The following is a 25,937-nucleotide window of genomic DNA, read 5'->3' on the forward strand; positions in this document are numbered from 1 at the left end:
GCAACAACGCTGCGCTCGTCCTGGCCCTTCAAATCCGATCGTGACGAAGAAGATATGATCGGGCTCTGTCTGCGGCCTAATCCTTGATTTCCCGCGCCTCAGAAATCAGCATGATCGGAATACCGTCGCGGATCGGATAGGCGAGCTTGGCCTTTTCGGAAACGAGCTCGCCCGCAGCCGCATCATAGGTCAACCGGCCCTTGGTCAGCGGGCAAACGAGAAGCTCGAGCAATTTGGGATCGACACGACTGGTGCTGACGTTCATCGCACAGGCCTATTGCAGCATCGTATCGACGTCGCCGTAGCTGCGCGCCAGCACGATTTCGGTAATGGCGATCAGCGTTTCCGCCCGCGTCTTCAAATCCGGTGCCTCCAGCAGTGCCTGCTTTTCAGCAGGTCCATAGGGCGACATCATCGCCATGGAATTGACCAGCGTCGCATTGCTCGCCCGCTCCACGCTCTCCCAGTCGGCCTCCAGCTTGTTGGCGTCGAGATAGGCCTTGAAGGCAGCGAGCAGGGCTTCGCGATCGACGCTCTGCTCGTCGTCGCGTCCCGAAAGGTCCGCGATGAAGGGAGCGATATGGAAGCTGCGATAGGACTTGTCGCCGCGCAGTTCCTCCAGCAGGCGATAGCGGCAGACGCCGGTGAGCGAGACGATGTAACGCCCGTCTCCCGTCTCGGCAAAGGACGTGATGCGGCCGATGCAGCCGACCTGGCAAAGGTCCGGCGTGTCGGTTGCGGCATCATCCGTGCGATCAGCACCGAAGACGGGCTGCACCATGCCGATCAACCGGTGCGTGGCGAGCACGTCGTCGAACATGGAGAGGTAGCGCGGCTCGAAGATGTTGAGCGGCAACTGCCCGCCGGGCAAAAGAAGAGCACCCGTCAACGGAAAGACGGGGATGGCCTCAGGCAGGTCCTCCGGCTTCAGATAACGTGCATTTCCCACATGCATGGCAGTGCCTTCCCATTGCGCGCGACGTGGCGATCCGTCTTCGCCGCCCGTCAACGCGCTTCTTCCCGAATGTGGGGTAGGCGTGGCATTTCTCAAGGGATGCCACACCGTTCTCCCGGAAAATGCCTCAGGAAAACAGGATCGACGACAGCTTGCGCCGGGCAGCGATCGTCGCCGGATCCTTCGGACCCCAGACATCGAAGAACTGCAGAAGCTCGCGGCGCGCGCCATCATCGTCGAAGGTGCGATCGCGCTTCATGACGAGAAGCAGATGATCGGCCGCCGCCTGCCGGTCACCCTCGACATTGCGGATCTTGGCGAGCTTCAGCCGTGCCGCATGGTCATCCGGATCAAGCGCCAACGCCTGCTCGAGCGCGGCCGGATCGCCGAGCTTGCGCGCCTCCTCGATCTGGTCGAGCTTCTTCAGCACGGCCGCAACCGCCGGATCGGCCGCGACGGCCTCCGGCAGGTTGCCGAGGATCTGCCGGGCATTTTCCGGCTGGCCGGCAGCGATCATGCATTCCGCGATGCCGGCAAGGGCAGCCGGATTCTCCGGATCGGCCTGCAGGAGCGCGCCGTAGAGATCGGCCGCGCCGGCAAGATCGCCTGCATCGAACAGGGTCTTCGCCTCGGCGAGCAGCGCCTCGATCTCGGCCTTCTCGTCGGCGCCGGCGGGACCTGCGACCTTGTCGATAAAGTCGCGGATCTGGCTTTCCGGCACAGCACCCATGAAGCCATCGACCGGGCGCCCGCCAACGAAGGCGACGACCGCCGGGATCGACTGGATACCGAGCTGGCCGGGAATGGAGGGATGGTCGTCGATGTTGAGCTTGACGAGCTTCACGCGGCCAGCGCTTTCCCGCACAACCTTCTCGATGATCGGCTGGAGCTGCTTGCACGGACCGCACCAGGGCGCCCAGAAATCGACGAGAACGGGCTGCTGGCGCGAGGCCTCCAGCACGTCGCGCGAAAAATTCGCCGTCGTCGTGTCCTTGATGAGATCATCCGCCGGTGCCGCGCCGCCAAAGCTCGCCGAGACGTTCATCTGGCCGCCATAGGACGATGCGTAGGGGTTGTCGCCTGCACTCATGGGTCTCTCCTGTGGCGCCAAGCGCCTCGATGTCGTGTCTGTGCCCCAGATCGTATGTCAGGCCGTGACTTTCAAGACAAGCGGCTCGTGGCCGGTCGCCTCGATGAAGCGCAGGAGATCCTTCGAGCCGATCGAGGTCGTCGCATCGTTGCGCAGCGGGTGGCCGTTGATCGTGTCGAAAGCCATCAGGTCCGCATCGATGATGATCTTCACCTTGCCGGCCGTGTCGTTGATCACCCCGAAGGCAGTCACGGCGCCGGGAATGACCCCGAGATACTCCATCAGCTTCTCCGGCTTGCCGAAGGAGACGCGGCTCGCGGCGCCGATGACCGAATGCACGGTCTTCAGGTCCACCGTCGCGTGCTCCTCGACGGTCATCAGGAAATAATTGTCCTTCTTGTCCTTCACGAAGAGGTTTTTCGTATGGCCGCCGGGAATTTCATCACGCAGCGCCACCGATTCGGCGACGGTGAAGACCGGCGCGTGCTCCTTCGTGCTGTGGGCAATGCCCAGATCGTCGAGAAACTGGAAGAGATCCCTGTCGGTCTTCGGCTGCGCTTCGGTCATTTTCCTGCCTGCCCCGGCTCAATTGATGTCCATCCGCTGATAGGGCTTCGACCGCACAAGCGCAACCGCCTGAAAATCCGGGACTTTGAAAGCCTCAGCATTTTTTTCTGCAAAATCTGACATTTCCCTGTTGCATTTGAAAATCCCTTGGGCCATATACCGGCCGTCGCCGCAACGCAGCGACCTTCGGCCACCAACTACCCCAGGCCGTCGACAATGAGCGGGTGTAGCTCAGGGGTAGAGCACAACCTTGCCAAGGTTGGGGTCGAGCGTTCGAATCGCTTCACCCGCTCCATTCTTCCAAATGGTCCAAAGCCTCGGCTCGCCGAGGCTTTTGTGTTTTTCCCAATGAGAATGTCAGCTGGCTCACGGCGATGGTGGCCGGTTTTCGGCGCGCCAGGTGGCGGGGCTGCGGGCGGTGACCCGACGGAATTCTCGATTAAAGTTCGATTTGGTCTGGAAGCCTGATTCGAGCATGGCCGAAATCACCGGCATATCGGTGTCGCGCAGCAGCCGGCAGGCCTCGGCGATGCGGAAATCATTGATGTATTGCGAGACATTCCTGCCGGTCAGACGGTTGATCGCACCGGAAATCTGCCGGGCCGGAACGCTCGCCCGTCGGGCAAGGCGCGCAAGCGTCAGATTTTCGTCACGGAACAGTTTCTGCTCCGAGAGAAGCCGATCAATCCGCTCCATCACGTCTCGGTCCCGCTCGTTCGTCCCGCTCCCCTCGTCCCTTTCCTCGGGAACAGATGGCAGGGCATGGGCGCGTGCTGCGACCGTCGCAGTGACACCGACAAGGAAGAGGACGAGCAGATTGGCATTGCCGACGAGCATCGGCACGTTCTCGCCCCGGCTCCATTCGAAATCGAGCAGTACGGCAATATCGAAAGAGGCAGAGAGGCAAAGTGAACCCGCAGCAATCAGAAGCGCCTTGTGGGCGCCGGCTGCGCCATCGAGCCGCGCCTCGTCCAACCCGTCGGGCCCGGCATAGGCGAGCCGCAGCAGGATGATGGCATAGCCAACGAAGATGACGACGAGTGCGCCATCGATGAGATAGGGCGCAAACACCAGAAGGGCGAGGATGAGCACCGGCGGCGCAGCATTGAGCCAGGGAATCTCCGCCCGGTCGCGGTGGATCAAGCTCTGAAAGCTCGCCAGCACCAGCGGCGGCAGGCCACCCGCCAGCACGGGCAGGACATATCGCGCCGCCGACACATCATAGCCCCAGCGCAGGCCGACGGCGACCGACTGCAGGATGCAGAGGGCGATCAAGGCCAGGAACGGCCGATTGCCGCCATCCTGCTGGCGCAGGAGCGCGACGAAGCGGGAGAGGAGCAGGAGGGCGACGACGAAAGGCAGGGGAACAAAGAGCACGGGGCAGCACGAATCCGTTGGCGTTGTTGGCGATCATCATGATGCCAATCGCGGTCAAGGGCGACCTCAAACGCGATTGAGGACACGACGAAGGTGCGATCGTGGCGTGGATTTGCCGACCGGTGGGTCTGCAAGCCGAGGTTTCGATATCCGCTCTTTCCCTGTTTCCGGCCCACCGAGCCAGTGCACAGGAAACATGTGGACGAGCATCACGCCGAACGCAAAAAACACGAGCAGTGCCCTCTGGGACGGCCTGAAGAAGCCGTCCAGCGCCCCGACAAGGACAAAGGGCCAGGACCGATCCCGGTCGCTGGCCCTTGGGCGTGTGATACGGAAAGACCTTACGCGGCTCGGCGCTGGTAGGTGGCGCTGTCGCGGCCGTCGCCGATGTGGAATTGCGAGAGCGCAGCCTGGAGCTGGGCGGCTTCGTTGGCAAGCACCTGGCTCGCCGCCGTCGTCTCCTCCACCATCGCAGCGTTCTGCTGGGTCATCTGGTCCATCTGGTTGACGGCCGTGTTGATCTCGCCGAGCGCCGCAGACTGTTCTTGTGCCGCCCGGGTAATCGAGACGACATGGTCGTTGACGCGGTTGACGAGGTCCTTGATTTCCGAGAGCACGTCACCGGTCGACAGCACCAGCGCCACGCCACCCTTCACCTCGCCCGCCGAAGCGTTGATCAGCGTCTTGATCTCCTTGGCAGCATTGGCCGAGCGCTGGGCAAGCTCGCGCACTTCCTGGGCGACGACCGCAAAGCCGCGGCCTGCCTCGCCCGCACGGGCAGCCTCGACGCCGGCGTTCAGCGCCAGGAGGTTCGTCTGGAAGGCGATCTCGTCGATGACGGAGATGATCTGGTTGATCTTCTGCGACGACTGCTCGATGCGCCCCATGGCATCGATGGCGTCCTGCACGATGCCGCCGGACTTTTCCGCGCTGTGCTTGGTCTCGCGCACGATCTCGGAGGCTTCGAGCGCACGGGTCGTCGAGGTCTTCACCGTCGTGGTGATTTCCTCGAGCGCGGCAGCGGTTTCCTCCAGCGAGGCCGCCTGCTGCTCCGTGCGATGGGCGAGCTGGTCAGCGGCGGCCGAAAGCTCGCGTGAATTGCCGGTAATGGTGCCGGCAGTGGAGAGGATGCCTGTCATCGTGCTGCGCAGCGTCAGCATGGCGCCGTTGACATTCGCCTGGAGCTCCGCGAAATCGCCCTGGAAATGGCCGGCCATTTCCTGCGTCAGGTCGGCATGGGAGAGCGAGGCGATCACGCGGCGCACTTCGCTGACGCCCCGGTCGACATTCTCGACCAGTTCGTTGACACCGGCGGCGAAGCGGCGAAGGTCCTCGTCCTCATAGGCCTTGGTGATGCGGCGGGTGAAGTCGCCCGCGGCGGCGGCGGCCACGATCGTGCTGATATTCGACTGCAGGTCCCTGCTCTGTGTCTGCAGGGCAGCTTCCTGCGCCTCCATCTCGCGCATATGCGCTTCGTTGGCGCGGAAGACATCGAGCGTGCGCGCCATGGCGCCGATCTCGTCCTTGCGCTCCGTGCAGGGAATGGCGTCGTCAAGCTTGCCGGCCGCAAGATTGGACATCACGCCGGTCAGAAGCTGGATCGGGCGGACGATGCCGGTGCGGGCGAGCAGCGTGCTGAGCAGCATACCCGCGACGATACAGATGAAGGCAGTGGCCAGAAGCACGACCTGCGTCGTCGTCGAGCGCGCGATGGCATCGGCGCGCGATTGCGAAAGCGTTTCGCCCGAATGGGTAGTGTAGAGCTTGAGCGCAACGGTAACGGCCTTCTGCCCCTCCAGCGCCTTGTCGAGCGCGGCAAGCATGACGGCACGGTCCTGGCCCTGCGGCGAGCCGGCAACGGCCACCATGGCCCGGATATCTTCGAAATAGGGCGCCAGCGATGCGCGCACGCCATCGAGCAGCTTCGCCTCCTCGGCATCAGCCGTCGAGGCGATCTTCGGCAGGCGGTCCAGCATTTCCTTGGCGCGCTTTTCCGTCTCGGCAGCAAAGTCTGCGGCCTTTTCCGGTGCAAGCGCCAGTTGGTAGGTCATGCGGCTGATCGCGATGACGTCGATGCGCAGGTCCATGGCTTCCCGCGCCACTTCTTCCCGTCCGCCGGTGTCCTGAAACGCCGCGCCGAGTGCCCGCAGACCCCCGCCTCCGACAGCAGCGATCGTGCCGGCGGCGATGCCCATCAACAGCACGAGAAGACCAACTTTTCTGGAAATGGAGAGATCCGAGATTTTCATGGACAACGTCCCCCGAGGGCGACCGGCGCTGTCCTGGCGCGTTCAATCCCGCACAACCCCGCATCATGCCGGGTCCTGAGATTGGTTTTTCAGGCACAAAGGTTTCGATTTTGTTGCCTTCCGGCACCACAATCTAGGATTTCACCCCTTGCGGAAGATGTAATCCGTCTCCTGCCGCAACGTTTCGCCGGGCCGGAGAACGGCATTCGGGAAATGGCCATGGTTGACGGCATCCGGCCAGACCTGGGTTTCGAGGCAGAAACCGGCGAAAGCCCCGTAGCGGCGGCCCTCCAGCCCCGGGGCGGCCGGGGCGACATGGGCACCGCTATAGAGCTGCACACCCGGCTCGGTGGTCAGCACCCCCAGCGAAACACCGGACTGCGGACTGCGGACCTCGATCACCGGCCGTTTCGCCTGCCGCTCAGACGAGAGGCAGAAATTGTGGTCGAAGGCGATCCCGCCGTCCTGCGTCTGCCGGTCCAGCGGCGTCCATTGCCGCAGATCGAAGGGCGTGCCGGCGACCGGGCGGACGTCACCGGTCGGTATCAACCTTTCGTCAACGGGCAGGTAGTGCTCCGCCGCAAGACGAATCTCATGGCCGAGCGCATCTGCCCCGCCGTCGAGGTTGAAATAGCTGTGCTGGCAGAGGTTGACGGGGGTCGGCGCATCCGTCGTCGCTTCGTAGACGACGGAGAGCACGCCGCCACCGGCTAGCCGGTAAGTGCAGGAAATGGCACAGGTGCCGGGATAGCCTGCGCGGCCGGCTGGATCGATCATCGACAGGGTGACGAAATCCGGACCTTGTGCGGCAATCTGCCAGTTCTGCCGGGCGATGCCATCGCTACCGCCGTGCAGATGGGTGACGCCACCTTCGTTGCATTCAAGCCGGAAATCCACGCCGTCGATCGAGAAGCGCCCACCCTTGATACGGTTGGCGCAACGACCGGGCGTCGCCCCGAAATAGGGCGAGTGGTCGAGATAGCCGGCAAGGTCCTCGAAACCGAGAACCAGTGGCGCGGGATGCCCTTCGAGCCGCAGATCCTGAATGACGGCGCCCCAGGTGAGGACACGCGCCGTCAGACCGCCGCCGACTAGACGGATGCGCTCGACCGGTTCGCCGTTCTCCAATCGCCCGAAGATTTCATTTCGGCTGCCCACACCCGCTCTCCTCCGCTGGTCGCCCGGTCTCGCGTGGCAACCTGCTGCAATTCCCCTCCATTCGCAATCGAAAAGTATGACTTTTCTGTCACCCTGCTCAGAAGGACTTCTGGTAGATGATGAAGGGTGTCTTGTCGGCGATGCGATCATAGAGCTGGCGCGCCGTCGCATTGAACTCCTGCGTCATCCAGTAGACCTCGGGCGAGCCTGCTTCCCTCGCCTTGGCATAGACGCCCTCGATCAGCGCCCGGCCGATGCCGGAGCCGCGCACGCCAGGATCGGCGAAAAGGTCCTGCAGGTAGCAGACATTGCCGACCGTCCAGCAGGAGCGGTGGAACAGGTAATGCGCAAGGCCCACGGGCTTGCCGTCGAGCGTGGCGAGGAGGCCGCGATATTCGCCCTCCGCCCCCTCGCCCGTCAGCCGGGCAAAGGTGGAAGCGTAGATCTCTTCCGGCAGCACCGTCTCGTAGAATGCGAGATAGGCGGTCCACAGGCGCCGCCATTCGCCTTCATCATCCTTGTGCAATGGGCGAATGACGACACCGCTCATGGGTCAGGCTCCTGTTCCGATCTTTTCCAGGTCATAGGACGTGGTCTGGTAGATTTCATTGATCCAGTTGCCGAAGAGCAGATGTGCATGGCCGCGCCAGCGGTTCTGCGGCGGCAACGACGGATCGTTGTGCGGGAAATAGTTCTTCGGCAGCTTGATCGGCACACCGGCCGAGACATCGCGGAAATATTCGTCGGCGAGCGAGGTGGAATCATATTCCACATGGTTGAAGATGTAGAGGCGGTTTCCAGCCTGCTCCCGCACGAGGCAGACACCCGTCTCGTCGGAATCAAGCAGGATGTCGAGCTCCGGCACCGCCCGGATATCCTCGATGCGGATCTCCGTCCAGCGCGAGACCGGCACCTCGAAATTATCGGAGAAGCCGTTGAGATAGACCGAGGAAGGCTTGCGATTGTGATGACGGTAGACGCCGAAGGCCTTTTCCTCCAGCGTGTGCTTCGGCACGCCGTGGAAATGGTAGATCGCCGCCATGGCGCCCCAGCAGACATTCAGCGTCGAGTGGACATTGGTCTTCGTCCAGTCGAGGATCTGCTTCATCTCGTCCCAATAGGTGACGTCCTCATAATCCAGCAGCTCGATCGGCGCGCCGGTGATGATGAAACCGTCGAACTTGCGATGCCGCACCTCTTCCCACGTGTCGTAGAAGGCAAGCAGGTGTTCTTCCGACGTGTTCTTCGCCCGGTGGCCGCCGACGCGCACCAGCGACAGCTCGACCTGCAGCGGCGAGGCGCCGACGAGGCGCGCCATCTGCACTTCCGTCTTGATCTTGTTCGGCATGAGATTGAGAAGCCCGATCTGCAAGGGGCGGATATCCTGCCGGATCGCCACCGTCTCGGTCATCACCCGCACGCCCTCGTGAACGAGGGTTTCGAAGGCGGGGAGCGTATCGGGAATCTTGATGGGCATGTGTCACTCGATCGAAAAACAAAAACCGGCCGCAACAGTGTCGCAACCGGCCCACGGAAGGTTTTTCCTCGCGCGGCCCTTTAGCGACTTGTTTAACGTGGCTGCAAGCCGGCCGGCCAAATCACCACGAGGCGTTTAAATAGCGCTCCTTGCGCCACGAATCAATCCATGCCCGGAAACGGGCAAGGCCCGGATGCGGCTGGCATCCAGGCCTTGCTGCTTGAGAGAAGTCGGGCAGCTCAGTAGTAGCTGTAGTAGCGCTTCTTGTAGTAGACTTTGCCGCCCCAGTCGCCGCCCCAGCGATGGCCATAGTGGCCATAGTGGCGCTTGACGCGATAGTGCTTCCTGTAGCCGTGGTGGCCGTGGCCATAGCTCTTCCAGCCGTAGCTCTTGTGGCCGTAGCCATAGTAACCGGCCTCGGACGGGGCGGCGAAGGAAACGGCTGCGACGACGGCGACGACGGCCGAGATGATGAACTTGCGCATGGGACTCTCCTGATCTCTTTCGGGTTACAGGATGAACTCCTCTCATCCAGTGATCAGACTGTCTCATAGGCCCGGACGCGGCGCTGTTTCGGATGGAACACGGCGCCGACATCCCTGATTTCAAGGTTTCCTAGCCCTCCAGCTCCTCGCGCAGCATCTCCAGCTCCAGCCATTCCTCTTCCATCGCCGTCAGCGAATGGCGCAGCTTCTCCATCTCCGCCGCCAGCTTGTTGAAGGTGGCGGGATCCTTGGTGAAGAGGGCCGGGTCGGCCATCTTCGCCTCGCGCGCGGCGATCTCCTTCTCCGCCTTCTCCATTTCCTTCGGCAGGTTCTCGAGGGCGAATTTCTGCTTGTAAGAGAGCTTTGCCTTACCCTTGCTTTCCGCCGGGGCCGCGGCGGATGACGTCTCGGCGGCCCTCGCCTTCTCGGCCTTTTCCGCCTTGCGTTTCTCCTCGATTGCGCCGCGACGCTGCGCCATCATGTCGGAATAGCCGCCGGCATATTCGATCCAGCGGCCATCCGGGTTTTCCGGGTCGGCCGGCGCGATGGTCGAGGTTACGGTGCGGTCGAGGAAGTCGCGGTCGTGGCTGACGAGCAGCACCGTGCCGGCAAAACCGGCGACGATTTCCTGCAACAGGTCGAGCGTCTCGATGTCGAGGTCGTTGGTCGGCTCGTCGAGGATGAGCAGGTTCGTCGGCCGCGACAGGATGCGTGCCAGCATCAGGCGCGCACGCTCACCGCCTGAAAGGTTGCGGATGGGTGTGCGGGCCTGCTCGGGCTGGAACAGAAACTCCTTCATGTAGCCGGTGACGTGCCGCTGCTCGCCGTTGACGAGCAGCGTCTCGCCGCGCCCGTCCGTGAGATAATGGGCAAGCGTGTCGTCGAGATTCAGGTCCTCGCGACGCTGGTCGAGCGTGGCGATTTCCAGGTTCGTGCCGAGTTTCACCGTGCCGCTGTCGGGCTCGAGCGCGCCGGTGAGCATCTTGAGCAGCGTCGTCTTGCCCGCACCGTTCGGGCCGACGAGACCGATACAGTCGCCGCGGTGGACGCGGATAGAGAACGGCGCGACAATTGTGCGCTCGCCATAGGTCTTGGTGATCTTTTCCGCCTCGATGACCAGCTTGCCGGATTCCTGCGCATCGGAAGCGCTGGCCTGTACGCTCCCCTGTGGCCCCTTGTGGCCGCGATAGCGGGCACGCAGATCGTGAAGCGCACCGAGGCGGCGCATGTTGCGCTTGCGCCGGGCGGTAACACCGTAACGCAGCCAGTGCTCCTCGCGCTCGATCGCCTTGCCCAGCTTGTGCTGCTCCAGCTCCTCGGCCTCCAGCACCTCGTCGCGCCAGGCCTCGAAATGACCGAAGCCGCGGTTGAGCCGCCGCGACTGGCCACGATCGAGCCAGACGGTGGCGTTGGACACCTTTTCGAGGAAACGACGGTCGTGCGAGATGACGACGAGGGCCGAGCGGGTCGACTGCAACTCGCCTTCCAGCCATTCGATGGTCGGAAGGTCGAGATGGTTGGTCGGCTCGTCGAGGAGGAGAATATCCGGTTCGGGCGCCATCACCCGGGCCAGCGCCGCCCGGCGCGCCTCGCCGCCCGACAGCGACTTGGGATCCTCGCTGCCGTTGAGCCCCAGATGTTCGAGCAGGTAGGTGACGCGGTAGGGATCGTCACTCGGCCCGAGGCCCGCCTCCGCATAGGCCGCAACCGTGTCGTAGCCATCGAAATCCGGCGCCTGGTGCAGGTAACGGATCGTCGCGGAAGGATGGCGGAAGACCTCGCCGGACTGCGCTTCGGCAAGGCCTGCGGCGATCTTCATCAGCGTCGACTTGCCCGAACCGTTGCGGCCGACGAGAGAGATGCGGTCGCCCGGCTCCACCTGCAGGCTGGCGCCGGCAAGCAGCGGCGTGCCGCCGAAGCTGAGGAAAATGTCGTCGAGTTTGAGAATAGGCGGTGCCAAGGGTCAGGCTCCTGAAAGGTCGTAGGGCCGGGCAATGAGAATGGCGCGGCCGGTCGCAAGCGAAAGGCGGATCGGACCTTCCGCCACATTGGAAATGGTGCGCGACGAACCGAAGGGCAGCGAAAAGTCCTTCAGCGGATAGCGCGCATTGTCGATGGTGAGGCCCGAAAGCGGGGCAAGGCCGAGAATGGAGAAGAGGCTGCCTTTCGGAAGATCGATGGCGCGGCGGCCCGGCAGCAGTGGCCAGGCCTCCTCCTCGCCCGACGTGAGCTTGATGGTAGAGCCCTGCTCTTCCAGGAAGACGGCGTGCAGGAGATGCATCAGCGCATGGTCGCTGCGCTCCCCGCCGAGTGCGCCGGCAAGCAGGATAGTATGCGCCCCGCGCTCGGTCGCGACCGCAACGGCAAGCGCCCCGTCGGTTTCGTTCTTGGCAGCGGGATAGGGCTGGCGCTCGACCTGCGGCCAGGCGGCGACAAGCTCCGGCGAGGTCGAATCGAAATCGCCCACCCAGAGTTCGGGCACAACGCCGAGGCTTTGCGCGTGCCGCATGCCGCCATCCGCCGCAATAACGCGCGCGCCCGCCACGTCCGCGCGAAGACGCGGCGTCACGGCGAGTGCGCCTCCTAGAAGGACGACGAATTTCGGGTCTGTTGATACCGGCATGGTCATGGCTGATGCCCTTAGCGCATGTTCCCCATAAAGGGAAAGATTTTGCATTCGAAGACAGGGAACAGCCGGCAGGAGGGACACGAAACGCAAGAAGCGCGGGCAGAACCCGCGCTTCGTCTTTATAAGGATCGTAGCCGTATCAGGCGGCGTTGCTCACCGCGGCACCCCGCGGGGAGAAGAGCAGCCGGTCGGAACCGGCGGTCACCTTGACGGTCGAACCGTCGGGGATGTCGCCGGCGAGGATCTTTTCCGCCAACGGATCCTGAAGATGCTTCTGGATCGCGCGCTTCAGGGGGCGTGCACCATAGACCGGATCATACCCCTTTTCGGCCAGCCAGTGCACAGCCTCCTCGTCAAGGTCGAGAACGATCTTGCGATCGACCAGGAGCTTGCGCAGCCGGGCCAGCTGGATATCGACGATCGCGCCCATTTCCGACCGCTTGAGGCGATGGAACAGGATGATCTCGTCCACCCGGTTCAGGAACTCAGGCCGGAATGCCATCTTCACCACATCCATGACCTGGTCGCGCACGCTGTCACTGTCCTCGTTCTCGCCGAGCGCGGTAAGATATTCCGCGCCGAGATTGGAGGTCATGATGATCATCGTGTTGCGGAAGTCCACGGTGCGGCCCTGGCCATCGGTCAAACGGCCGTCGTCGAGGACCTGCAGGAGCACGTTGAAGACGTCAGGATGCGCCTTCTCGATCTCGTCGAACAGCACGACCTGATAAGGCCGGCGGCGAACGGATTCGGTGAGCGCACCGCCTTCCTCATAGCCGACATAACCGGGAGGCGCGCCGATCAGCCGGGCCACCGAGTGCTTCTCCATGTATTCCGACATGTCCATGCGCTGGATCGCCGTCTCGTCGTCGAAGAGGAAGCGGGCGAGCGCCTTGGTCAACTCCGTCTTGCCGACGCCGGTCGGGCCGAGGAAGATGAACGAGCCGATCGGCCGGTTCGGATCCTGAAGGCCGGCACGCGCGCGACGCACGGCACGGGAGACTGCCTGAACGGCGTCGCCCTGCCCGACGACCCACTTGCCGAGTTCGTCCTCCATGCGCAGGAGCTTGTCGCGCTCGCCCTCCAGCATCTTGTCCACGGGAATGCCCGTCCAGCGGGAGACCACATGGGCGATGTTGTCGGGGGTCACGACCTCCTGCACCATCGGATCGACATCACCGGCATCGCGACCTTCAGCCTCCTCCAGTTCCTTTTCGAGCTTCGGGATGATGCCGTAGGCGAGCTCGCCGGCGCGCTGGAATTCACCCTTGCGCTGCGCAATGGCGAGTTCGTTGCGCAGCTCGTCGAGCTGGCGCTTGAGGTCGGCGGCGCGGCCGAGTTTCGACTTTTCCGCCTGCCAACGTGCAGTGAGCGCGGAGGCTTCCTCTTCCAGCGCGGCAAGGTCGATCTCGAGCTTTTCGAGCCGATCCTGCGACGAGCGGTCGGTTTCCTTCTTCAGGGCTTCGCGCTCGATCTTCAGCTGGATGATGCGGCGGTCGAGTTCGTCGAGCTCTTCCGGCTTGGAATCGACCTGCATGCGCAGGCGCGAAGCGGCTTCGTCCATCAGGTCGATCGCCTTGTCCGGCAGGAAGCGATCCGTGATGTAGCGGTTGGAAAGGGTGGCGGCGGCAACGAGAGCCGAATCGGAAATCCGGACCTTGTGGTGCTGCTCGTACTTCTCCTTCAGGCCGCGCAGGATCGAGATCGTGTCCTCGACAGTCGGCTCGTCCACCATCACGGGCTGGAACCGACGGGCAAGGGCCGCGTCCTTTTCGACGTGCTTGCGGTATTCATCGAGCGTGGTCGCACCGACGCAGTGCAGTTCACCGCGGGCAAGCGCGGGCTTCAGCAGGTTGGAGGCGTCCATCGCCCCATCCGCCTTGCCGGCGCCGACAAGCGTGTGCATCTCGTCAATGAACAGGATGATCTCGCCGTCTTCCGCCTGCACTTCGGCAAGGACAGCCTTCAGACGCTCCTCGAACTCGCCGCGATACTTCGCACCGGCGATCAGCGCGCCCATATCGAGCGCCATCAGCTTCTTGTCCTTGAGGCTCTCCGGCACATCGCCGTTGACGATGCGCAAGGCAAGACCCTCGGCGATCGCCGTCTTGCCGACGCCGGGTTCACCGATGAGGACGGGATTGTTCTTCGTGCGGCGCGACAGGACCTGGATCGTGCGGCGGATTTCATCGTCGCGGCCAATGACGGGGTCGAGCCGGCCTTCGCGCGCATCGGCGGTGAGGTCACGGGCGAACTTTTTGAGCGAATCGAAACCCTGCTCCGCACTCGCCGTATCGGCGGTGCGCCCCTTGCGGATGTCGTTGATGACCTGGTTGAGCTTGGTCGCCGTGACACCGGCCTTGGCAAGAATCTCGGACGTCGCCGCGGATTTTTCGATCGCAAGTGCCAGAAGCAGGCGCTCGACGGTGACAAAACTGTCGCCGGCCTTCTTCGCGGCCTCTTCGGCGGTGGAGAATACCTTTGCAAGCGGCTGGGAGAGATAGACCTGACCGTTGCCGCCGGACACCTTCGGCTGCTTGGCAAGGGCGGCGTCGTTGGCGATCCGCGCTTCGCGCGCATTGCCGCCGGCACGCTCGATCAGAGATGTTGCCATGCCCTGGTCGTCGTCGAGCAGCACTTTCAGGACGTGTTCGGGCGTGAACTGCGGGTTGCCGTCGGCAAGCGCCTTTGTCTGGGCGGATTGCAGGAAACCGCGAACGCGTTCGGAGTATTTTTCAATGTTCATCATTACCTCCAGGACTCGGCCGGCCCATCAAGGCACCGGTCGATGATTCAGGATAAGGCTCCCATCAAGGCGAACCTTTCATACATGCGACCCGCCCGGCCTTGCGACCGGTCAATCGCCTGAAGCGAATATGGTGGAGGTTTTTCCGAATTAAAGGGAGCGTCTGGCCGCCGGTCGAGATTTTTCGCAGGCGCCTTGCAAAACGCAAGAACCCGGCACGGGGCCGGGTTCCTCTACCGTATCGAAACGCCGTTATTCCGAGGCTTCGAGAGCCGGAGCGGCATCACCGGCGGGCTGTGCGCCCTCACCGGCAGCCTCAGCCTCGGCCTCGCCGCGGCGCGGACGGCGCGGGCGGGGCGTGCTGCGGCGACGGGCTGGCGCGCGGCCCGTGGCAGGCGCTGCAGCTTCGTCTTCGAGCGAAACTTCAGCCGGCGTACCCTCGATCACCGGCTGCGGGCCGGTGCCATCGATAACGGGCTGCTCGACGGCGACAGGGGCCTTGGCGGCAGGGGCCTTGGCAACAGGAGCCTTGGCGACCGGAGCCGGCGCAGCGACGGCAACGGGTGCGGGCTCATCGACAGGCGCCGAATCGAATTCGTCGGAATCCCGGTCGAAACCATCGCGGTCATTGAAGTCGGTCCGCTCGGCATTGTCCGAACGCTCATCCCGCGGGAAGCGCTCCTGCATCTGCGCCTGAGCGGCTGCGATGATGCGGTTGTAGTGTTCGGCATGCTGCAGATAATTTTCCGCCATGACGCGGTCGCCGGCGCTCTGGGCGTCCCGGGCAAGCGCTGAATATTTCTCGGCGATATGCTGGGCAGTGCCCCTGATCTTCACGTCCGGACCCGAACTGTCGTAGGTCCTCGTCAGGGGATTGCCACCCTTGCGGTGGTTATTGTTGTTATTGTTATTGTTGTTATTATTGTTGTTGTTACGCCCGCGGCCGCGCTTGTTTTGCTGTCCTGGCCTCATATGTCACTCACCTAACGTATCGTGTCTTGATGATCATGTGTCTGCACGCTTGATCAGGCCATGCCAGATCAAGCGTCCTTACCCGCGGGCAAACCACGCCGGTCGGTGGTCCTGTCGCCGTAAGACGTCAAATTAACAGGTACCCGCACTAGGCAGTCTTCAACCCTAGCAACTCTTCGAGAGAGCAATCCTCGCGATCGGGTCATGCAGGAACGAATCCTTTGTGTCATGACCGCTTGCCCAGTGCGTGCCCGCAACCTAGCCCGCTTCCTTCCCGATTCCAAGCCTTTTCTTTGCAGCCGCAGAATTTGCTGCGCTTGTGCAGCAAAATTACAGGGCGGCCGCCTTTGAAAAGAGAAGAACACGGTCATTGCCGCCAAGATCCTGGATTGCGTCGATCCGCGAGAAGCCGCTTTCGCGCATGATGGCCGTGACCGCGTCTTTCTGGTCGTAGCCGATCTCGTAGGCCACCAGGCCGTTTTCTTTTAGATGAACGCCCGCGCCGGCAGCGATTGCGCGATAGGCATCGAGCCCGTCGTCTCCACCATCGAGTGCCAGTATCGGGTCGTGGAGCCGGACCTCATCGTCCAGCGTTTCGACCACGGAACTGACGATATAGGGGGGATTTGACACGATGATGTCGAATACCCCGGCCACGGCTGCAAACCAGTCGCTCTCGACCGTCTCAAACCGGTCGGCAATGCCATTGATATCGGCATTGCGCCGCGCCGTTTCAAGGGCACCGACCGAAAGATCGGCGCCGATCCCGGTCGCCACTGGCACGAGATCCAGAAGGGCAAGACAGATCGCACCTGTTCCGGTTCCAAGGTCGAGAATCCGGCAACCACCCATCTCGCGCACGATCCGTTCCGCATGCGGCACCAGCGCATCGACGAGGACTTCGGTATCCGGCCGTGGCTCCAGCGTCTCCGGCGACAACACCAGATCAAGCCGCGAGAAGGCCCGGCGGCCAAGGATGCGGTGGACCGGCTCGCGTGCGATGCGGCGGACAAGCGCGTCATCAATGGTCTGCCGCTCGGCCTCCCCCAAAGGCTGATCACCCCGCGTTATGAAGGATGTCGGCGTCAGGCCCAGCAAGCCCACAAGCAGCGTTCGCGCGTCGCCCGCAGCGTCGACGATCCCCGCTTCGGCCAACCGGCGCCGCGCCGCGGCCAGGACCTCGGCAAGCGTCGTACCACTCATCGGCCCTGTTCGCCGAGCTGGGCCAGAAGGCCGGCCTGGTAGTCGGCGACCAGCGCATCGACCACCTCGTCGATCTCGCCGACCATCATGCGGTCGAGCTTGTAGAGCGTCAGGTTGATGCGGTGATCCGTGACGCGGCCCTGCGGGAAATTGTAGGTGCGGATACGCTCGGAGCGGTCCCCGGAACCGACCTGGCTCTTGCGATCGGCGGAGCGCTCGCTTTCCGCGCGCTGGCGCTCGATGTCGTAGAGCCGAGAGCGCAGCACCTGCATGGCCTTGGCGCGGTTCTGGTGCTGTGACTTTTCCGAACTCGTCACGATGAGGCCAGTCGGCAGGTGGGTGATACGCACGGCCGAGTCGGTCGTGTTGACGTGCTGGCCACCGGCGCCCGACGAGCGCATCGTGTCGATACGGATATCCTCCGGCCGGATCTCGATATCGATCTCTTCTGCTTCCGGCAGCACGGCGACGGTCGCCGCCGAGGTGTGGATGCGCCCGCTCGCCTCCGTCTCCGGAACGCGCTGGACGCGGTGCACGCCCGATTCGAACTTCAACTTGGCGAAAACGCCACGCCCGGTGATCGTCGCGATGATTTCCTTGAAACCGCCAGCCTCGCCTTCGCTGGAAGACAGGACCTCCACCTTCCAGCCATGGGCCGCGGCATACCGCTCGTACATACGAAAAAGATCGCCGGCGAAAAGCGCAGCTTCCGAACCGCCGGTACCGGCGCGGATTTCGAGGATCGCGCTCTTTTCGTCGGCGGCATCCTTCGGGAGAAGCAGGATCTGCATCTCCTTTTCGAGGCCTTCCAACTGCTCCTTCAGCTCCGGCAGTTCCATTTCCGCAAGGTCGCGCATCTCCCGGTCCGTTGCCTTGTCGGCAAGCAGCACGTCGAGATCGGCGATCTCATCGCTGACCTTCTGGTATTCGCGGATCTTCGTCACGACCGGCTGGAGCTCGGAATATTCCGAGGCGAGACGCACATAAGTCTCCGAATCCGGCCCCGCCGACATGCGCGCCTCGATCTCGCCGAAACGGCGCTCGAGTTCACGCATCTTTTCAACGGGAAGCTTCGCCACCGTTCAAACTCCCGTCAAAAATTCAAAGCGGAACGCCGTGCTCGGCCGCAAAGTCAGTAAGGATCTGGCGGACCGAGGCCGTCGGCCTGGTATCGTCGAGCGCCGGTGTCAACACCGCTTCGAGTTTCGCCGCATCCAGCGACAACAGCATCGACTTGACCGGGCCGATCGCTGCCGGCGACATCGAGACCGAGCGGAAACCGATGCCAAGCAGCGCCATGGCCGAGATCGGCTTGCTCGCCATTTCCCCACACAACGTCACCAACGTGTCGTTGCGCAGGCCGGCGCGCACGATATCGCGCAGGATTCGCAGGAACGGCCGGCCGAGCGTGTCGAACCGATCGGAGACGCGGGCATTGCCACGGTCGACCGCCATGGCGAACTGGAAGAGATCATTCGAGCCGACAGAGACGAAATCAACCTCCGCCATCAACTCGTCGAGCTGCCAGAGCAATGCCGGCACTTCCAGCATGGCACCGAACTGCAGCTTCTTCGGCAACTGCTCGCCGATCTTCGACTGGCGCTGGATTTCCTTCTGCAAGAGGTCGCGGACCTCCTTCAATTCGGAAACCTCGGTCACCATCGGCAGCATCAGCCGGAGGTCGGCGCCCGCCGCAGCACGCAGCATGGCACGCAGCTGGGTGCGCAGCAGGCCCGGCCGATCGAGCGACAGGCGGATGGCCCGCCAGCCGAGCGCCGGGTTTTCTTCCTCCGCCGCGCGGAAATAAGGCACCACCTTGTCGCCGCCGATATCGAGCGTGCGGAACGTCACCGGCCGACCGCCGGCATGTTTCAGCACGTTGCGATAGAATGACTCCTGCTCCTCGGCCTTCGGCATGGTCGAGGCGATCATGAACTGAAGCTCAGTGCGGAAAAGGCCGATTCCGGATGCGCCGGATTCATTGAGATGCGGCAGGTCGACGAGCAGACCCGCATTCATCTGGAGATTGATCGCGCGGCCGTCCTTCGTGACGGGCTCGACAGCGCGCAGCGCCCGGTACTGCTCCTGCCTGCGGGCGCGGAAGCGCACCTTTTCCTCATAGGAGCGCTGAAGGTCCGGCAGCGGTCGCAGATGCACCCGGCCGTCGTCACCATCGATGATGATCGGATCGCCGTTTTCCGCCAACGCCACGGCACCCGCCGCCTGGCCGACCACCGGAATGCCCATGGCGCGCGCGACGATCACCACATGGCTGGTGACGGCGCCCTCCTCGAGCACCAGGCCGCGCACGTTCTCCCGCGGATAATCGAGCAGTTCTGCGGCCCCCATGGCGCGCGCAACGACGATCGCATCATTCGGGAAGCTGCTGGCCGAGAGTTTCGCACCATAGCCGGTAAGCTGGCGCAGAAGCCGGTTGGCGAGATCGTCGAAATCGTGCATGCGCTCGCGCAGGTACGGGTCCGTCAGGCGGATCATGCGCGCCTTGGTCTCGCTCTGCACGCGCTCGACCGCCGCTTCCGCGGTCAGGCCGTTGCGGATCGCCTCTTCGAGCTTCCTCACCCACCCGCGGTCATGCGCGAACATGCGATAGGTTTCCAGCACCTCGCGGTGCTCGCCCTCCATCGACACCTCGCGGCGCGACAGCATGTCGTCGATGGAAATGCGCAAGGACCCCAGCGCTTCGGCAAGGCGACCGAGCTCGTGTTCGGAATCCTCGTTCAAAAGATTCGTGACGACGATGCGCGGCTCGTGCAGCACGACATAACCGAGACCGATACCCTCACCGAAGCTCGCCCCTTCGATCGCGACGGGGCGGGACAGGTCCAGCTCGAGGCCGGGCTTGGTGAGCTTCTTCAGCTCGCCGGTCGCCACCATTTCCGCAATCACCATCGCCGTCGTTTCGAGCGCCTCCACCTCGTCTTCGCGGTAGGTGCGGCTCGCCCTGTTCTGCACGACAAGCACGCCGAGCGCCCTGCCGGTGCGCAAGATAGGAACGCCGAGGAAGGAGTGGTAGATCTCTTCGCCCGTTTCCGGCAGGTATGTGAAGGCGGGATGGGATTGCGCGTCAGAAAGGTTCAGGGGCCGCGCGGACGCGGCAATCGTGCCGACGAGGCCCTGGCCCATCTTGAGCTGGGCAAGGTGGACGGCACCGGGATTGAGACCTTCGGTCGCATAGAGTTCGAGCACGCCATCGGAGCGCAGCACGTAGACGGAACACACTTCCGCGACCATGTTCTGCGCGATCTGGCGCACGATCTGGTCAAGGCGCTCCTGCGGCTCAAGCGGCTCCGCCATGAGTTCGCGCAGCCGCTTGAGAAGAACGCGCGGACCCGCGGAGAGGTCTCTCATCGCGTGGCGTCTCCCGAAAATGACGTTACTCCGCCGGCGCGGGCTACGCCGGCGATCCCATGGATCGGCGCCGAGTCGGCCGGTCCTTACTTCTTATCGAGACCGTAGACGGAATGCAAAGTCCGAACGGCGAGTTCAACATAAGGACCGTCGATCAGGATGGAAATCTTGATCTCGGACGTTGTGATCGCCTTGATGTTGATGCCCTTCTCGGCGAGCGCGCGGAAAGCCGAGGCGGCAACGCCCGCATGGCTGCGCATGCCGATGCCGATGACGGAAACCTTGACCAGGCCCGTCTCGTGCTGGATCACGTCGAAGCCGACCTTCTCCTTGGCGCCGTCGAGAACCTTGAGCGCCTTCTCCACATCGCCGAACGGAACGGTGAAGGTCATATCGGTCTTCGAGCCGTCCTCGGAAATGTTCTGGACGATCATGTCGACATTGATATGCGCCTCGGCGAGCGGACCGAAGATCGCGGCCGACACACCCGGCCGGTCGGCGACGCGGCGGAGCGAGATCTGCGCTTCATCCTTGGCATAGGCGATGCCGGTTACGACTTCCTGTTCCACGATCTCATCCTCATCACAAATCAACGTACCGGGCGGGTTCAGAAGATCGCCCATGCCCGGCGCATCGGGATCCTCGAAAGAGGAACGAACGAAGGTGCGTACCTTGTGCACCATGGCAAGCTCGACCGAGCGCACCTGCAGAACCTTGGCCCCGAGCGAGGCCATTTCGAGCATTTCCTCGAAGGCGATCTTCTTGAGGCGGCGGGCCTTCGGCTCGATGCGCGGATCCGTCGTGTAGACGCCGTCGACGTCGGTGTAGATATCGCAGCGATCCGCCTTTACGGCAGCGGCAATGGCGACGGCCGACGTGTCCGAACCGCCGCGGCCGAGCGTCGCGACGCGGTTGTCCGGGCCGAGGCCCTGGAAGCCGGCGACGACAGCGACCTGGCCGGTACCCATGCGGCGAATGATTTCCGCGCCTTCGATGTCGAGGATGCGAGCAGCGCCGTGGGCGTTGTCGGTCTTGATCGGGATCTGCCAGCCCTGCCAGGATCGGGCATCGATGCCCATCGACTGGAGTGCGATAGCAAGAAGGCCGGCGGTGACGAGTTCACCGGAGGCGACGATCGCGTCATATTCGCGCGCGTCGTAGAAGGGCGAGTTGGCACCCGTGACCTTCGGCATGTTCTGCACCCAGGCGACGAGCTCGTTCGTCTTGCCGGACATGGCCGAAACGACGACCGCGACCTCATGGCCGGCATCGACCTCACGTTTCACGTGGCGGGCTACATTGTGGATACGGTCGAGGTCAGCGACGGACGTTCCGCCGAATTTCATCACGATGCGTGCCATGAGTGTATACCGCTATTCCAAATAATCGCGCGAGCGCGCGGGAGAAACCGCGGGGTCTCTTAGCGGAAGACCCCGCGCTGCGCAATGCATGGAATCCGGCAAACGGTCTTTCGTAGATCTAAGCCTTGCGGCCGATCCGGTAGACGAAGGCAGGCGGAACGTTGCGCAGCGTGCCCCCGATCCGGACAGCGGAGAGGCCAAGCCTGTCGAGCACGGCGCGCGGCACCGGGCAACGGAGGCCATACGTGAACTGATAGAGCGAAGCCCCCTCGCCAAGCCGCGCGAAGGTGCCGGCCAGGATTGCAAAAACCTTCTCCGGCCGCATGGAGAGCAGCGGCAGGCCGCTGATCGCCGCACCCGCGGGCACGGGGCAGAACCGCGCGATGCGCGCCGCATCCGTGCAGGCGATCTGCGCCTTCGGGAAGCGCTGCTGCAGCAGCGCCGCGAATTCCACCCCCATTTCGACGAGGACGATGTCCTCCTCCGCAACACCGCGCCGCAGCAGCGCCCGCGTGAAGACGCCCGTTCCGGGCCCAAGCTCGATGACCCGGCCGGTCTGCGGCCCGATCTCCCGCACGATGAGATCCGCCAATGCCTTGCCGGACGGCGTGACCGAGGCGACCCGCAGCGGATCGCGCATCCAGGCGCGGAAGAAGTGATAGGCGTCCATCGTCAGGGCGGTCATTGCTGGTGCTCCACAACAGAAGGAAAGATGAGGCCGGTAAGGTCTTCCGACAACCGCCACAGCCGCGCGGCAAGGGCGGGATCGGTCGCGGCAGGCAGCGGATGCACATGCGAGGGCGCACCGCGCATCTCGCGAAACCCATCCGGGCCGATGAACTCGCCGCCGCGAAGACCAGCGGCCGTTGCCGCATGGAGCTGGTTCAGCACACCCTGCTCTGCATTCTGCGCGAGGAATCGGTTGCCGATGCGCATGAAAAGACGCAGCGCGCCGGATGTCGCATTGGTCTGGAGATTGGTGTTGGAGTAACCGGGATGGGCGAGCACGCTGAGAAGCGGCAAGCAGGCCGCCTTGAGCCGGCGATCGAGCTCCAGCGCGAAAAGTACGTTGGCAAGCTTCGACTGGGCGTAGAAGGCGAGGCGGCCATAGGTCTTCTCGCCCTTGATATCCTCGAAATGGATACGGCCGCGGCGATGCAGCTCGGAACTGACGGTGACGACGCGTGCACCGGGCGCCGCAGAAAGCAGCGGCAGCAGGTGTAGCGTCAGTGCAAAATGGGCAAGGTGATTGACGCCGAACTGGGTCTCGTGGCCCTGCCGCGTCAATCCGCGCGGCGGCATCATGACACCGGCATTGTTGACGAGGAGATCGACTGGCCGGCCCTCGGCGGCGAGCCAGTCAGCAAAGGCCGCGACATTGGCGAGATCGGCAAGATCGAGCCGGCGGAGCACGACCTTGGCACCGGGAAGCTCGGCGCGAAGGTGGGTCAGCGCCCGCTCCCCCCGGTCCGAATCCCGCGCGGTCATCACCACGTCGGCGCCCCTCCTCGCAAGCTCCCGAACGGTCAGGAAACCGAGGCCGCTATTGGCGCCGGTCACCACGGCAAGGCGACCGGCCTGATCCGGCATCTGCGAAAGGGTCCATGGTTCCCGCCTCGTCTCGGCGATTGCCACATCGGCTACACGCACTATGATACCTCGCAGAAATCTGAACAGTGTTTACATTGTGCTAGCGCACAATCTTTACACTGTAAAGATGACATATCTGCGAGGCCTGCCATGAACGAGAAAAAAACTGCCGAGCGCGGCTACCATCACGGCGACCTGCGCGACGCGCTGATCCGCGCCGCCGACGAACTGCTTGCCGAACGCGACCTCGAAGGGTTCACTTTGCGCGAAACGGCCCGGCGGGCCGGGGTTTCACCCGCCGCGCCGTCGCACCATTTCGGTGGCGCCGCCGGCCTTCTCACCGAAGTTGCCGCCCTCGGCTGGGCGGAGCTTGCGCGCCGTCTGGCGACTGCCGGCGAAACCGGCAGCACAGCCGAGCGCCTCAAGGCCCAGGGCGCCGCCTACGTGCGCTTTGCCGTGGATTTTCCCGGACGCTTCCACCTGATGTTCCGCCACGACATGCTGCTGCACGACCAACCCTCGCTCGACCAGGCGACAGGAGCAGCCTGGAATGCACTCGCGCGAACCGTGCTCGCGCTGCGCGGCCAGAAGGAAGGCGAGGAACTCGATGCCGAGGGCGAGGCCATGCTGATCGGCATCTGGTCGACGGCGCACGGCTTTGCCCACCTGACGCTCGACAAGAAGCTTTCCCGCATTGCCGAATGCGCCAACGAGACGGACATGCTGGATACGCTCTTCCCCTCCATCATCGATACGCTCTGGGTGAAACGGCTCGGCTGAACGAAAAGGCCCGCACACCTTTCGGCACGCGGGCAAAGGGGATCGGATGATACGGCACGTCCGGCAGGGCCGCATCGCGACCGTGCCGGAAACGCCAGAAAGGATAGGCCGCGGGCAAAAAGATCGCCCGCGGCCGGTTCGCCTTACTTCTGCCAGCTCTTGACGAGTTCGTCGTAGTTGACCGTGAGCGGCTTTTCCTTCTCGTTCTCGATCTTCAACTGCGGCGCAAGGTTGCCCTTCGCGACGGCATCCTTGTTCCAGTATTCGAGATCGTGCTCTTCGGCGAGCTTCGGACCCATGTCGCCCATGACGCCGGCGCGCTCAAGGCGCTCCAGCACCTTTTCCTGCTCGGCGCAGAGCGAATCCATGGCTTCCTGCGCGGTCTTGGCACCCGAGGATGCATCGCCGATCGCCTGCCACCACAGCTGTGCCAGCTTCGGGTAGTCCGGGATGTTCGTGCCGGTCGGCGACCACTGAACGCGGGCCGGCGAACGATAGAACTCGATGAGACCGCCAAGCTTCGGCGCCCGCTCCGTGAAGGAGTTGTGGGCGATCGAGGATTCGCGGATCAACGTCAGGCCGACATGGCTCTTCTTGACGTCGACCGTCTTGGAGACGACGAACTGCGCATAGAGCCAGGCGGCCTTGGCGCGATCGTCAGGCGTCGACTTCAAGAGCGTCCAGGAACCCACGTCCTGGTAGCCGAGCTTCATGCCGTCCTTCCAGTAGACGCCATGGGGCGACGGGGCAAAGCGCCACTTCGGGGTACCGTCCGCATTGACGACCGGCAGGCCCTCCTTCACGAAATCGGCGGTGAACGCCGTATAGGTGAACATCTGCTGGGCGACTTCACCCTGCGAGGGAACCGGACCGGATTCGGAGAAGGTCATGCCGCCGGCTGCTGCCGGTGCGTAGGCCTTCAGCCAATCGAGGTACTTCTGGATGGCGTAGACGGAAGCCGGACCGTTGGTGTCACCACCGCGGGCAACGCACGAGCCGACCGGACGGGAGTTCTCATCGACCTTGACGCCCCATTCGTCGACGGGCTTGCCGTTCGGAATGCCCTTGTCGCCGTTGCCGGCCATCGAGAGCCAGGCGTCGGTGAAGCGCCAGCCGAGCGACGGGTCCTTCTTGCCGTAGTCCATGTGGCCATAGACCTTCTTGCCGTCGATCTCGCGGCCGGTGAAGAACTCGGCGATGTCCTCGTAAGCGGACCAGTTGACCGGAACGCCGAGATCGTAGCCATACTTCGCCTTGAAGTCCGCCTTGTTCTTCTCGTCGTTGAACCAGTCGTAGCGGAACCAGTAGAGGTTCGCGAACTGCTGGTCGGGCAGCTGGTAGAGCTTGCCGTCAGGCGCGGTCGTGAAGGACTTGCCGATGAAGTCATCAAGGTCGAGCGTCGGGTTGGTGACGTCCTTGCCCTCGTTCGCCATGAAATCGGTCAGCGAGCGGGCCTGCTGGTAGCGCCAATGGGTGCCGATCAGGTCCGAGTCGTTGACATAGGCGTCGTAGATGTTCTCGCCCGACTGCATCTGCGTTTGGAGCTTTTCGATGACGTCGCCTTCGCCGATCAGGTCGTGGGTGATCTTGATGCCGGTGATGGCGGTGAAGGCCGGCGCAAGGACCTTCGATTCGTATTCATGCGTGGTGATCGTTTCGGAGACGACCTTGATCTCCATGCCGGCGAACGGCTTTGCCGCATCGACGAACCACTGCATTTCCGCTTCCTGGCCGGCACGGTCGAGCGTGGACAGGTCGCCGATTTCCGCATCGAGGAATTTCTTCGCGGCATCCATGTCCGCGAATGCGGAGCCGGTGAACGCCAGCAGCATGACTGCCGTCGTCGTCAGAAGTTGCTTTCGCATATTGATCCTCCCTTGGGGTTTTGCGATTGCATCTGCGAAGGCCCCTATCTCCCCGGGGCCCCCA

The 25,937-nt window shown here is 63.4% G+C and carries 22 protein-coding genes, 1 tRNA gene and 1 riboswitch; of the genes, 2 read left to right on the top strand and 21 right to left on the bottom strand.

What is annotated here, in order from left to right; genetic code table 11:
- Nucleotides 1-76: 76 nt before the first annotated feature.
- From K0P03_RS17235 to K0P03_RS17250, 4 genes are all read right to left on the bottom strand, one after another.
- Nucleotides 77-265 (bottom strand): Trm112 family protein, encoded by a 189-nt coding sequence (locus K0P03_RS17235; RefSeq protein WP_023515566.1) that lies wholly within the window; start codon nt 263-265, stop codon nt 77-79.
- A 9-nt stretch (nt 266-274) separates the two neighbouring features.
- Complete coding sequence (locus K0P03_RS17240; RefSeq protein ID WP_024271119.1) at nt 275-955, bottom strand: LON peptidase substrate-binding domain-containing protein; 681 nt, start codon at nt 953-955, stop codon at nt 275-277.
- Nucleotides 956-1,082: 127 nt separating this feature from the next.
- On the bottom strand, nt 1,083-2,045 hold the full coding sequence (trxA, locus tag K0P03_RS17245; RefSeq protein WP_050745568.1) for a thioredoxin: 963 nt from the start codon (nt 2,043-2,045) through the stop codon (nt 1,083-1,085).
- A 57-nt stretch (nt 2,046-2,102) separates the two neighbouring features.
- A complete protein-coding gene (locus tag K0P03_RS17250; protein ID WP_024271118.1) occupies nt 2,103-2,612 on the bottom strand; it encodes a prolyl-tRNA synthetase associated domain-containing protein in 510 nt (169 codons plus the stop codon).
- A gap of 220 nt (nt 2,613-2,832) precedes the next feature.
- Here K0P03_RS17250 and K0P03_RS17255 point away from each other — a divergent pair.
- A tRNA-Gly gene (locus tag K0P03_RS17255) sits at nt 2,833-2,907 on the top strand.
- Nucleotides 2,908-2,978: 71 nt separating this feature from the next.
- On the opposite strand, the gene K0P03_RS17260 is transcribed toward K0P03_RS17255, so the two are convergent.
- The 16 genes from K0P03_RS17260 to K0P03_RS17335 all read right to left on the bottom strand — a co-directional run bounded on the left by K0P03_RS17260 (nt 2,979) and on the right by K0P03_RS17335 (nt 23,228).
- Nucleotides 2,979-3,989: a helix-turn-helix domain-containing protein gene (locus K0P03_RS17260; protein WP_050746059.1), complete on the bottom strand. Its 1,011-nt coding sequence runs from the start codon at nt 3,987-3,989 to the stop codon at nt 2,979-2,981.
- Between the two features lie 341 nt (nt 3,990-4,330).
- Nucleotides 4,331-6,238, bottom strand: coding sequence for a methyl-accepting chemotaxis protein (locus K0P03_RS17265; protein WP_272790194.1), 1,908 nt, complete (start codon nt 6,236-6,238; stop codon nt 4,331-4,333).
- Between the two features lie 141 nt (nt 6,239-6,379).
- Complete coding sequence (locus tag K0P03_RS17270; RefSeq protein ID WP_272790195.1) at nt 6,380-7,396, bottom strand: aldose epimerase family protein; 1,017 nt, start codon at nt 7,394-7,396, stop codon at nt 6,380-6,382.
- Nucleotides 7,397-7,493: 97 nt separating this feature from the next.
- Nucleotides 7,494-7,946, bottom strand: coding sequence for a GNAT family N-acetyltransferase (locus K0P03_RS17275; protein WP_272790196.1), 453 nt, complete (start codon nt 7,944-7,946; stop codon nt 7,494-7,496).
- 3 nt (nt 7,947-7,949) lie between these two features.
- A complete protein-coding gene (gene metA / locus K0P03_RS17280) occupies nt 7,950-8,873 on the bottom strand; it encodes a homoserine O-acetyltransferase MetA (RefSeq protein WP_024271116.1) in 924 nt (307 codons plus the stop codon).
- Between the two features lie 60 nt (nt 8,874-8,933).
- A riboswitch (SAM riboswitch) is annotated at nt 8,934-9,011 on the bottom strand.
- 101 nt (nt 9,012-9,112) lie between these two features.
- Nucleotides 9,113-9,358 (bottom strand): hypothetical protein, encoded by a 246-nt coding sequence (locus K0P03_RS17285; protein ID WP_023514141.1) that lies wholly within the window; start codon nt 9,356-9,358, stop codon nt 9,113-9,115.
- 130 nt (nt 9,359-9,488) lie between these two features.
- Nucleotides 9,489-11,318 (bottom strand): ABC-F family ATP-binding cassette domain-containing protein, encoded by a 1,830-nt coding sequence (locus K0P03_RS17290; protein WP_272790197.1) that lies wholly within the window; start codon nt 11,316-11,318, stop codon nt 9,489-9,491.
- 3 nt (nt 11,319-11,321) lie between these two features.
- On the bottom strand, nt 11,322-11,981 hold the full coding sequence (locus K0P03_RS17295) for a thiamine diphosphokinase (protein ID WP_130517178.1): 660 nt from the start codon (nt 11,979-11,981) through the stop codon (nt 11,322-11,324).
- Nucleotides 11,982-12,126: 145 nt separating this feature from the next.
- Nucleotides 12,127-14,733 (bottom strand): ATP-dependent chaperone ClpB, encoded by a 2,607-nt coding sequence (clpB, locus tag K0P03_RS17300; RefSeq protein WP_130517079.1) that lies wholly within the window; start codon nt 14,731-14,733, stop codon nt 12,127-12,129.
- A gap of 252 nt (nt 14,734-14,985) precedes the next feature.
- The gene (locus K0P03_RS17305) at nt 14,986-15,705 is read right to left on the bottom strand and encodes a DUF4167 domain-containing protein (protein WP_023514145.1); all 720 of its coding nucleotides are present in this window, start codon (nt 15,703-15,705) and stop codon (nt 14,986-14,988) included.
- 330 nt (nt 15,706-16,035) lie between these two features.
- The gene (gene prmC / locus K0P03_RS17310) at nt 16,036-16,908 is read right to left on the bottom strand and encodes a peptide chain release factor N(5)-glutamine methyltransferase (RefSeq protein ID WP_272790198.1); all 873 of its coding nucleotides are present in this window, start codon (nt 16,906-16,908) and stop codon (nt 16,036-16,038) included.
- Nucleotides 16,905-17,987, bottom strand: coding sequence for a peptide chain release factor 1 (gene prfA / locus K0P03_RS17315; RefSeq protein ID WP_272790199.1), 1,083 nt, complete (start codon nt 17,985-17,987; stop codon nt 16,905-16,907). Before prfA ends, prmC begins: the two co-directional genes overlap by 4 nt.
- Nucleotides 17,988-18,009: 22 nt before the next feature.
- Nucleotides 18,010-20,277, bottom strand: coding sequence for a phosphoenolpyruvate--protein phosphotransferase (gene ptsP, locus K0P03_RS17320; RefSeq protein WP_050746067.1), 2,268 nt, complete (start codon nt 20,275-20,277; stop codon nt 18,010-18,012).
- An 86-nt stretch (nt 20,278-20,363) separates the two neighbouring features.
- Nucleotides 20,364-21,638 carry an aspartate kinase gene (locus K0P03_RS17325; protein WP_023513159.1) on the bottom strand — a complete coding sequence of 425 codons (1,275 nt, stop codon included), beginning with the start codon at nt 21,636-21,638 and terminating at the stop codon, nt 20,364-20,366.
- A gap of 118 nt (nt 21,639-21,756) precedes the next feature.
- A complete protein-coding gene (locus tag K0P03_RS17330; protein ID WP_130517087.1) occupies nt 21,757-22,323 on the bottom strand; it encodes a class I SAM-dependent methyltransferase in 567 nt (188 codons plus the stop codon).
- Nucleotides 22,320-23,228, bottom strand: a complete 909-nt coding sequence (locus K0P03_RS17335) for an oxidoreductase (RefSeq protein WP_443020561.1) — start codon at nt 23,226-23,228, stop codon at nt 22,320-22,322. The genes K0P03_RS17330 and K0P03_RS17335 overlap by 4 nt, the downstream gene beginning before the upstream one ends.
- A gap of 150 nt (nt 23,229-23,378) precedes the next feature.
- Between K0P03_RS17335 and K0P03_RS17340 the strand changes: the two genes are divergently transcribed.
- Nucleotides 23,379-24,008, top strand: coding sequence for a TetR/AcrR family transcriptional regulator (locus K0P03_RS17340; protein ID WP_272790200.1), 630 nt, complete (start codon nt 23,379-23,381; stop codon nt 24,006-24,008).
- Between the two features lie 143 nt (nt 24,009-24,151).
- Here K0P03_RS17340 and K0P03_RS17345 read toward each other — a convergent pair whose 3' ends face one another.
- Nucleotides 24,152-25,873: an ABC transporter substrate-binding protein gene (locus K0P03_RS17345; RefSeq protein ID WP_024271115.1), complete on the bottom strand. Its 1,722-nt coding sequence runs from the start codon at nt 25,871-25,873 to the stop codon at nt 24,152-24,154.
- Nucleotides 25,874-25,937 lie beyond the last annotated feature (64 nt).

It is taken from the genome of Shinella sp. HY16 (assembly GCF_028534175.1).
Classification (GTDB): domain Bacteria; phylum Pseudomonadota; class Alphaproteobacteria; order Rhizobiales; family Rhizobiaceae; genus Shinella.

What these genes read in the sequence shown, in the direction of transcription:
- K0P03_RS17285 (WP_023514141.1), bottom strand. Translation starts at nt 9,358, where the DNA reads ATGCGCAAGTTCATCATCTCGGCCGTCGTCGCCGTCGTCGCAGCCGTT.
- K0P03_RS17265 (WP_272790194.1), bottom strand. Translation starts at nt 6,238, where the DNA reads ATGAAAATCTCGGATCTCTCCATTTCCAGAAAAGTTGGTCTTCTCGTG.
- ptsP (WP_050746067.1), bottom strand. Translation starts at nt 20,277, where the DNA reads ATGAGAGACCTCTCCGCGGGTCCGCGCGTTCTTCTCAAGCGGCTGCGC.
- K0P03_RS17335 (WP_443020561.1), bottom strand. Translation starts at nt 23,228, where the DNA reads ATGCCGGATCAGGCCGGTCGCCTTGCCGTGGTGACCGGCGCCAATAGC.
- K0P03_RS17325 (WP_023513159.1), bottom strand. Translation starts at nt 21,638, where the DNA reads ATGGCACGCATCGTGATGAAATTCGGCGGAACGTCCGTCGCTGACCTC.
- metA (WP_024271116.1), bottom strand. Translation starts at nt 8,873, where the DNA reads ATGCCCATCAAGATTCCCGATACGCTCCCCGCCTTCGAAACCCTCGTT.
- K0P03_RS17305 (WP_023514145.1), bottom strand. Translation starts at nt 15,705, where the DNA reads ATGAGGCCAGGACAGCAAAACAAGCGCGGCCGCGGGCGTAACAACAAC.
- K0P03_RS17240 (WP_024271119.1), bottom strand. Translation starts at nt 955, where the DNA reads ATGCATGTGGGAAATGCACGTTATCTGAAGCCGGAGGACCTGCCTGAG.
- K0P03_RS17345 (WP_024271115.1), bottom strand. Translation starts at nt 25,873, where the DNA reads ATGCGAAAGCAACTTCTGACGACGACGGCAGTCATGCTGCTGGCGTTC.
- prmC (WP_272790198.1), bottom strand. Translation starts at nt 16,908, where the DNA reads ATGAGTGGTACGACGCTTGCCGAGGTCCTGGCCGCGGCGCGGCGCCGG.
- K0P03_RS17275 (WP_272790196.1), bottom strand. Translation starts at nt 7,946, where the DNA reads ATGAGCGGTGTCGTCATTCGCCCATTGCACAAGGATGATGAAGGCGAA.
- clpB (WP_130517079.1), bottom strand. Translation starts at nt 14,733, where the DNA reads ATGAACATTGAAAAATACTCCGAACGCGTTCGCGGTTTCCTGCAATCC.
- K0P03_RS17340 (WP_272790200.1), top strand. Translation starts at nt 23,379, where the DNA reads ATGAACGAGAAAAAAACTGCCGAGCGCGGCTACCATCACGGCGACCTG.
- K0P03_RS17295 (WP_130517178.1), bottom strand. Translation starts at nt 11,981, where the DNA reads ATGCCGGTATCAACAGACCCGAAATTCGTCGTCCTTCTAGGAGGCGCA.
- K0P03_RS17250 (WP_024271118.1), bottom strand. Translation starts at nt 2,612, where the DNA reads ATGACCGAAGCGCAGCCGAAGACCGACAGGGATCTCTTCCAGTTTCTC.
- trxA (WP_050745568.1), bottom strand. Translation starts at nt 2,045, where the DNA reads ATGAGTGCAGGCGACAACCCCTACGCATCGTCCTATGGCGGCCAGATG.
- K0P03_RS17235 (WP_023515566.1), bottom strand. Translation starts at nt 265, where the DNA reads ATGAACGTCAGCACCAGTCGTGTCGATCCCAAATTGCTCGAGCTTCTC.
- K0P03_RS17330 (WP_130517087.1), bottom strand. Translation starts at nt 22,323, where the DNA reads ATGACCGCCCTGACGATGGACGCCTATCACTTCTTCCGCGCCTGGATG.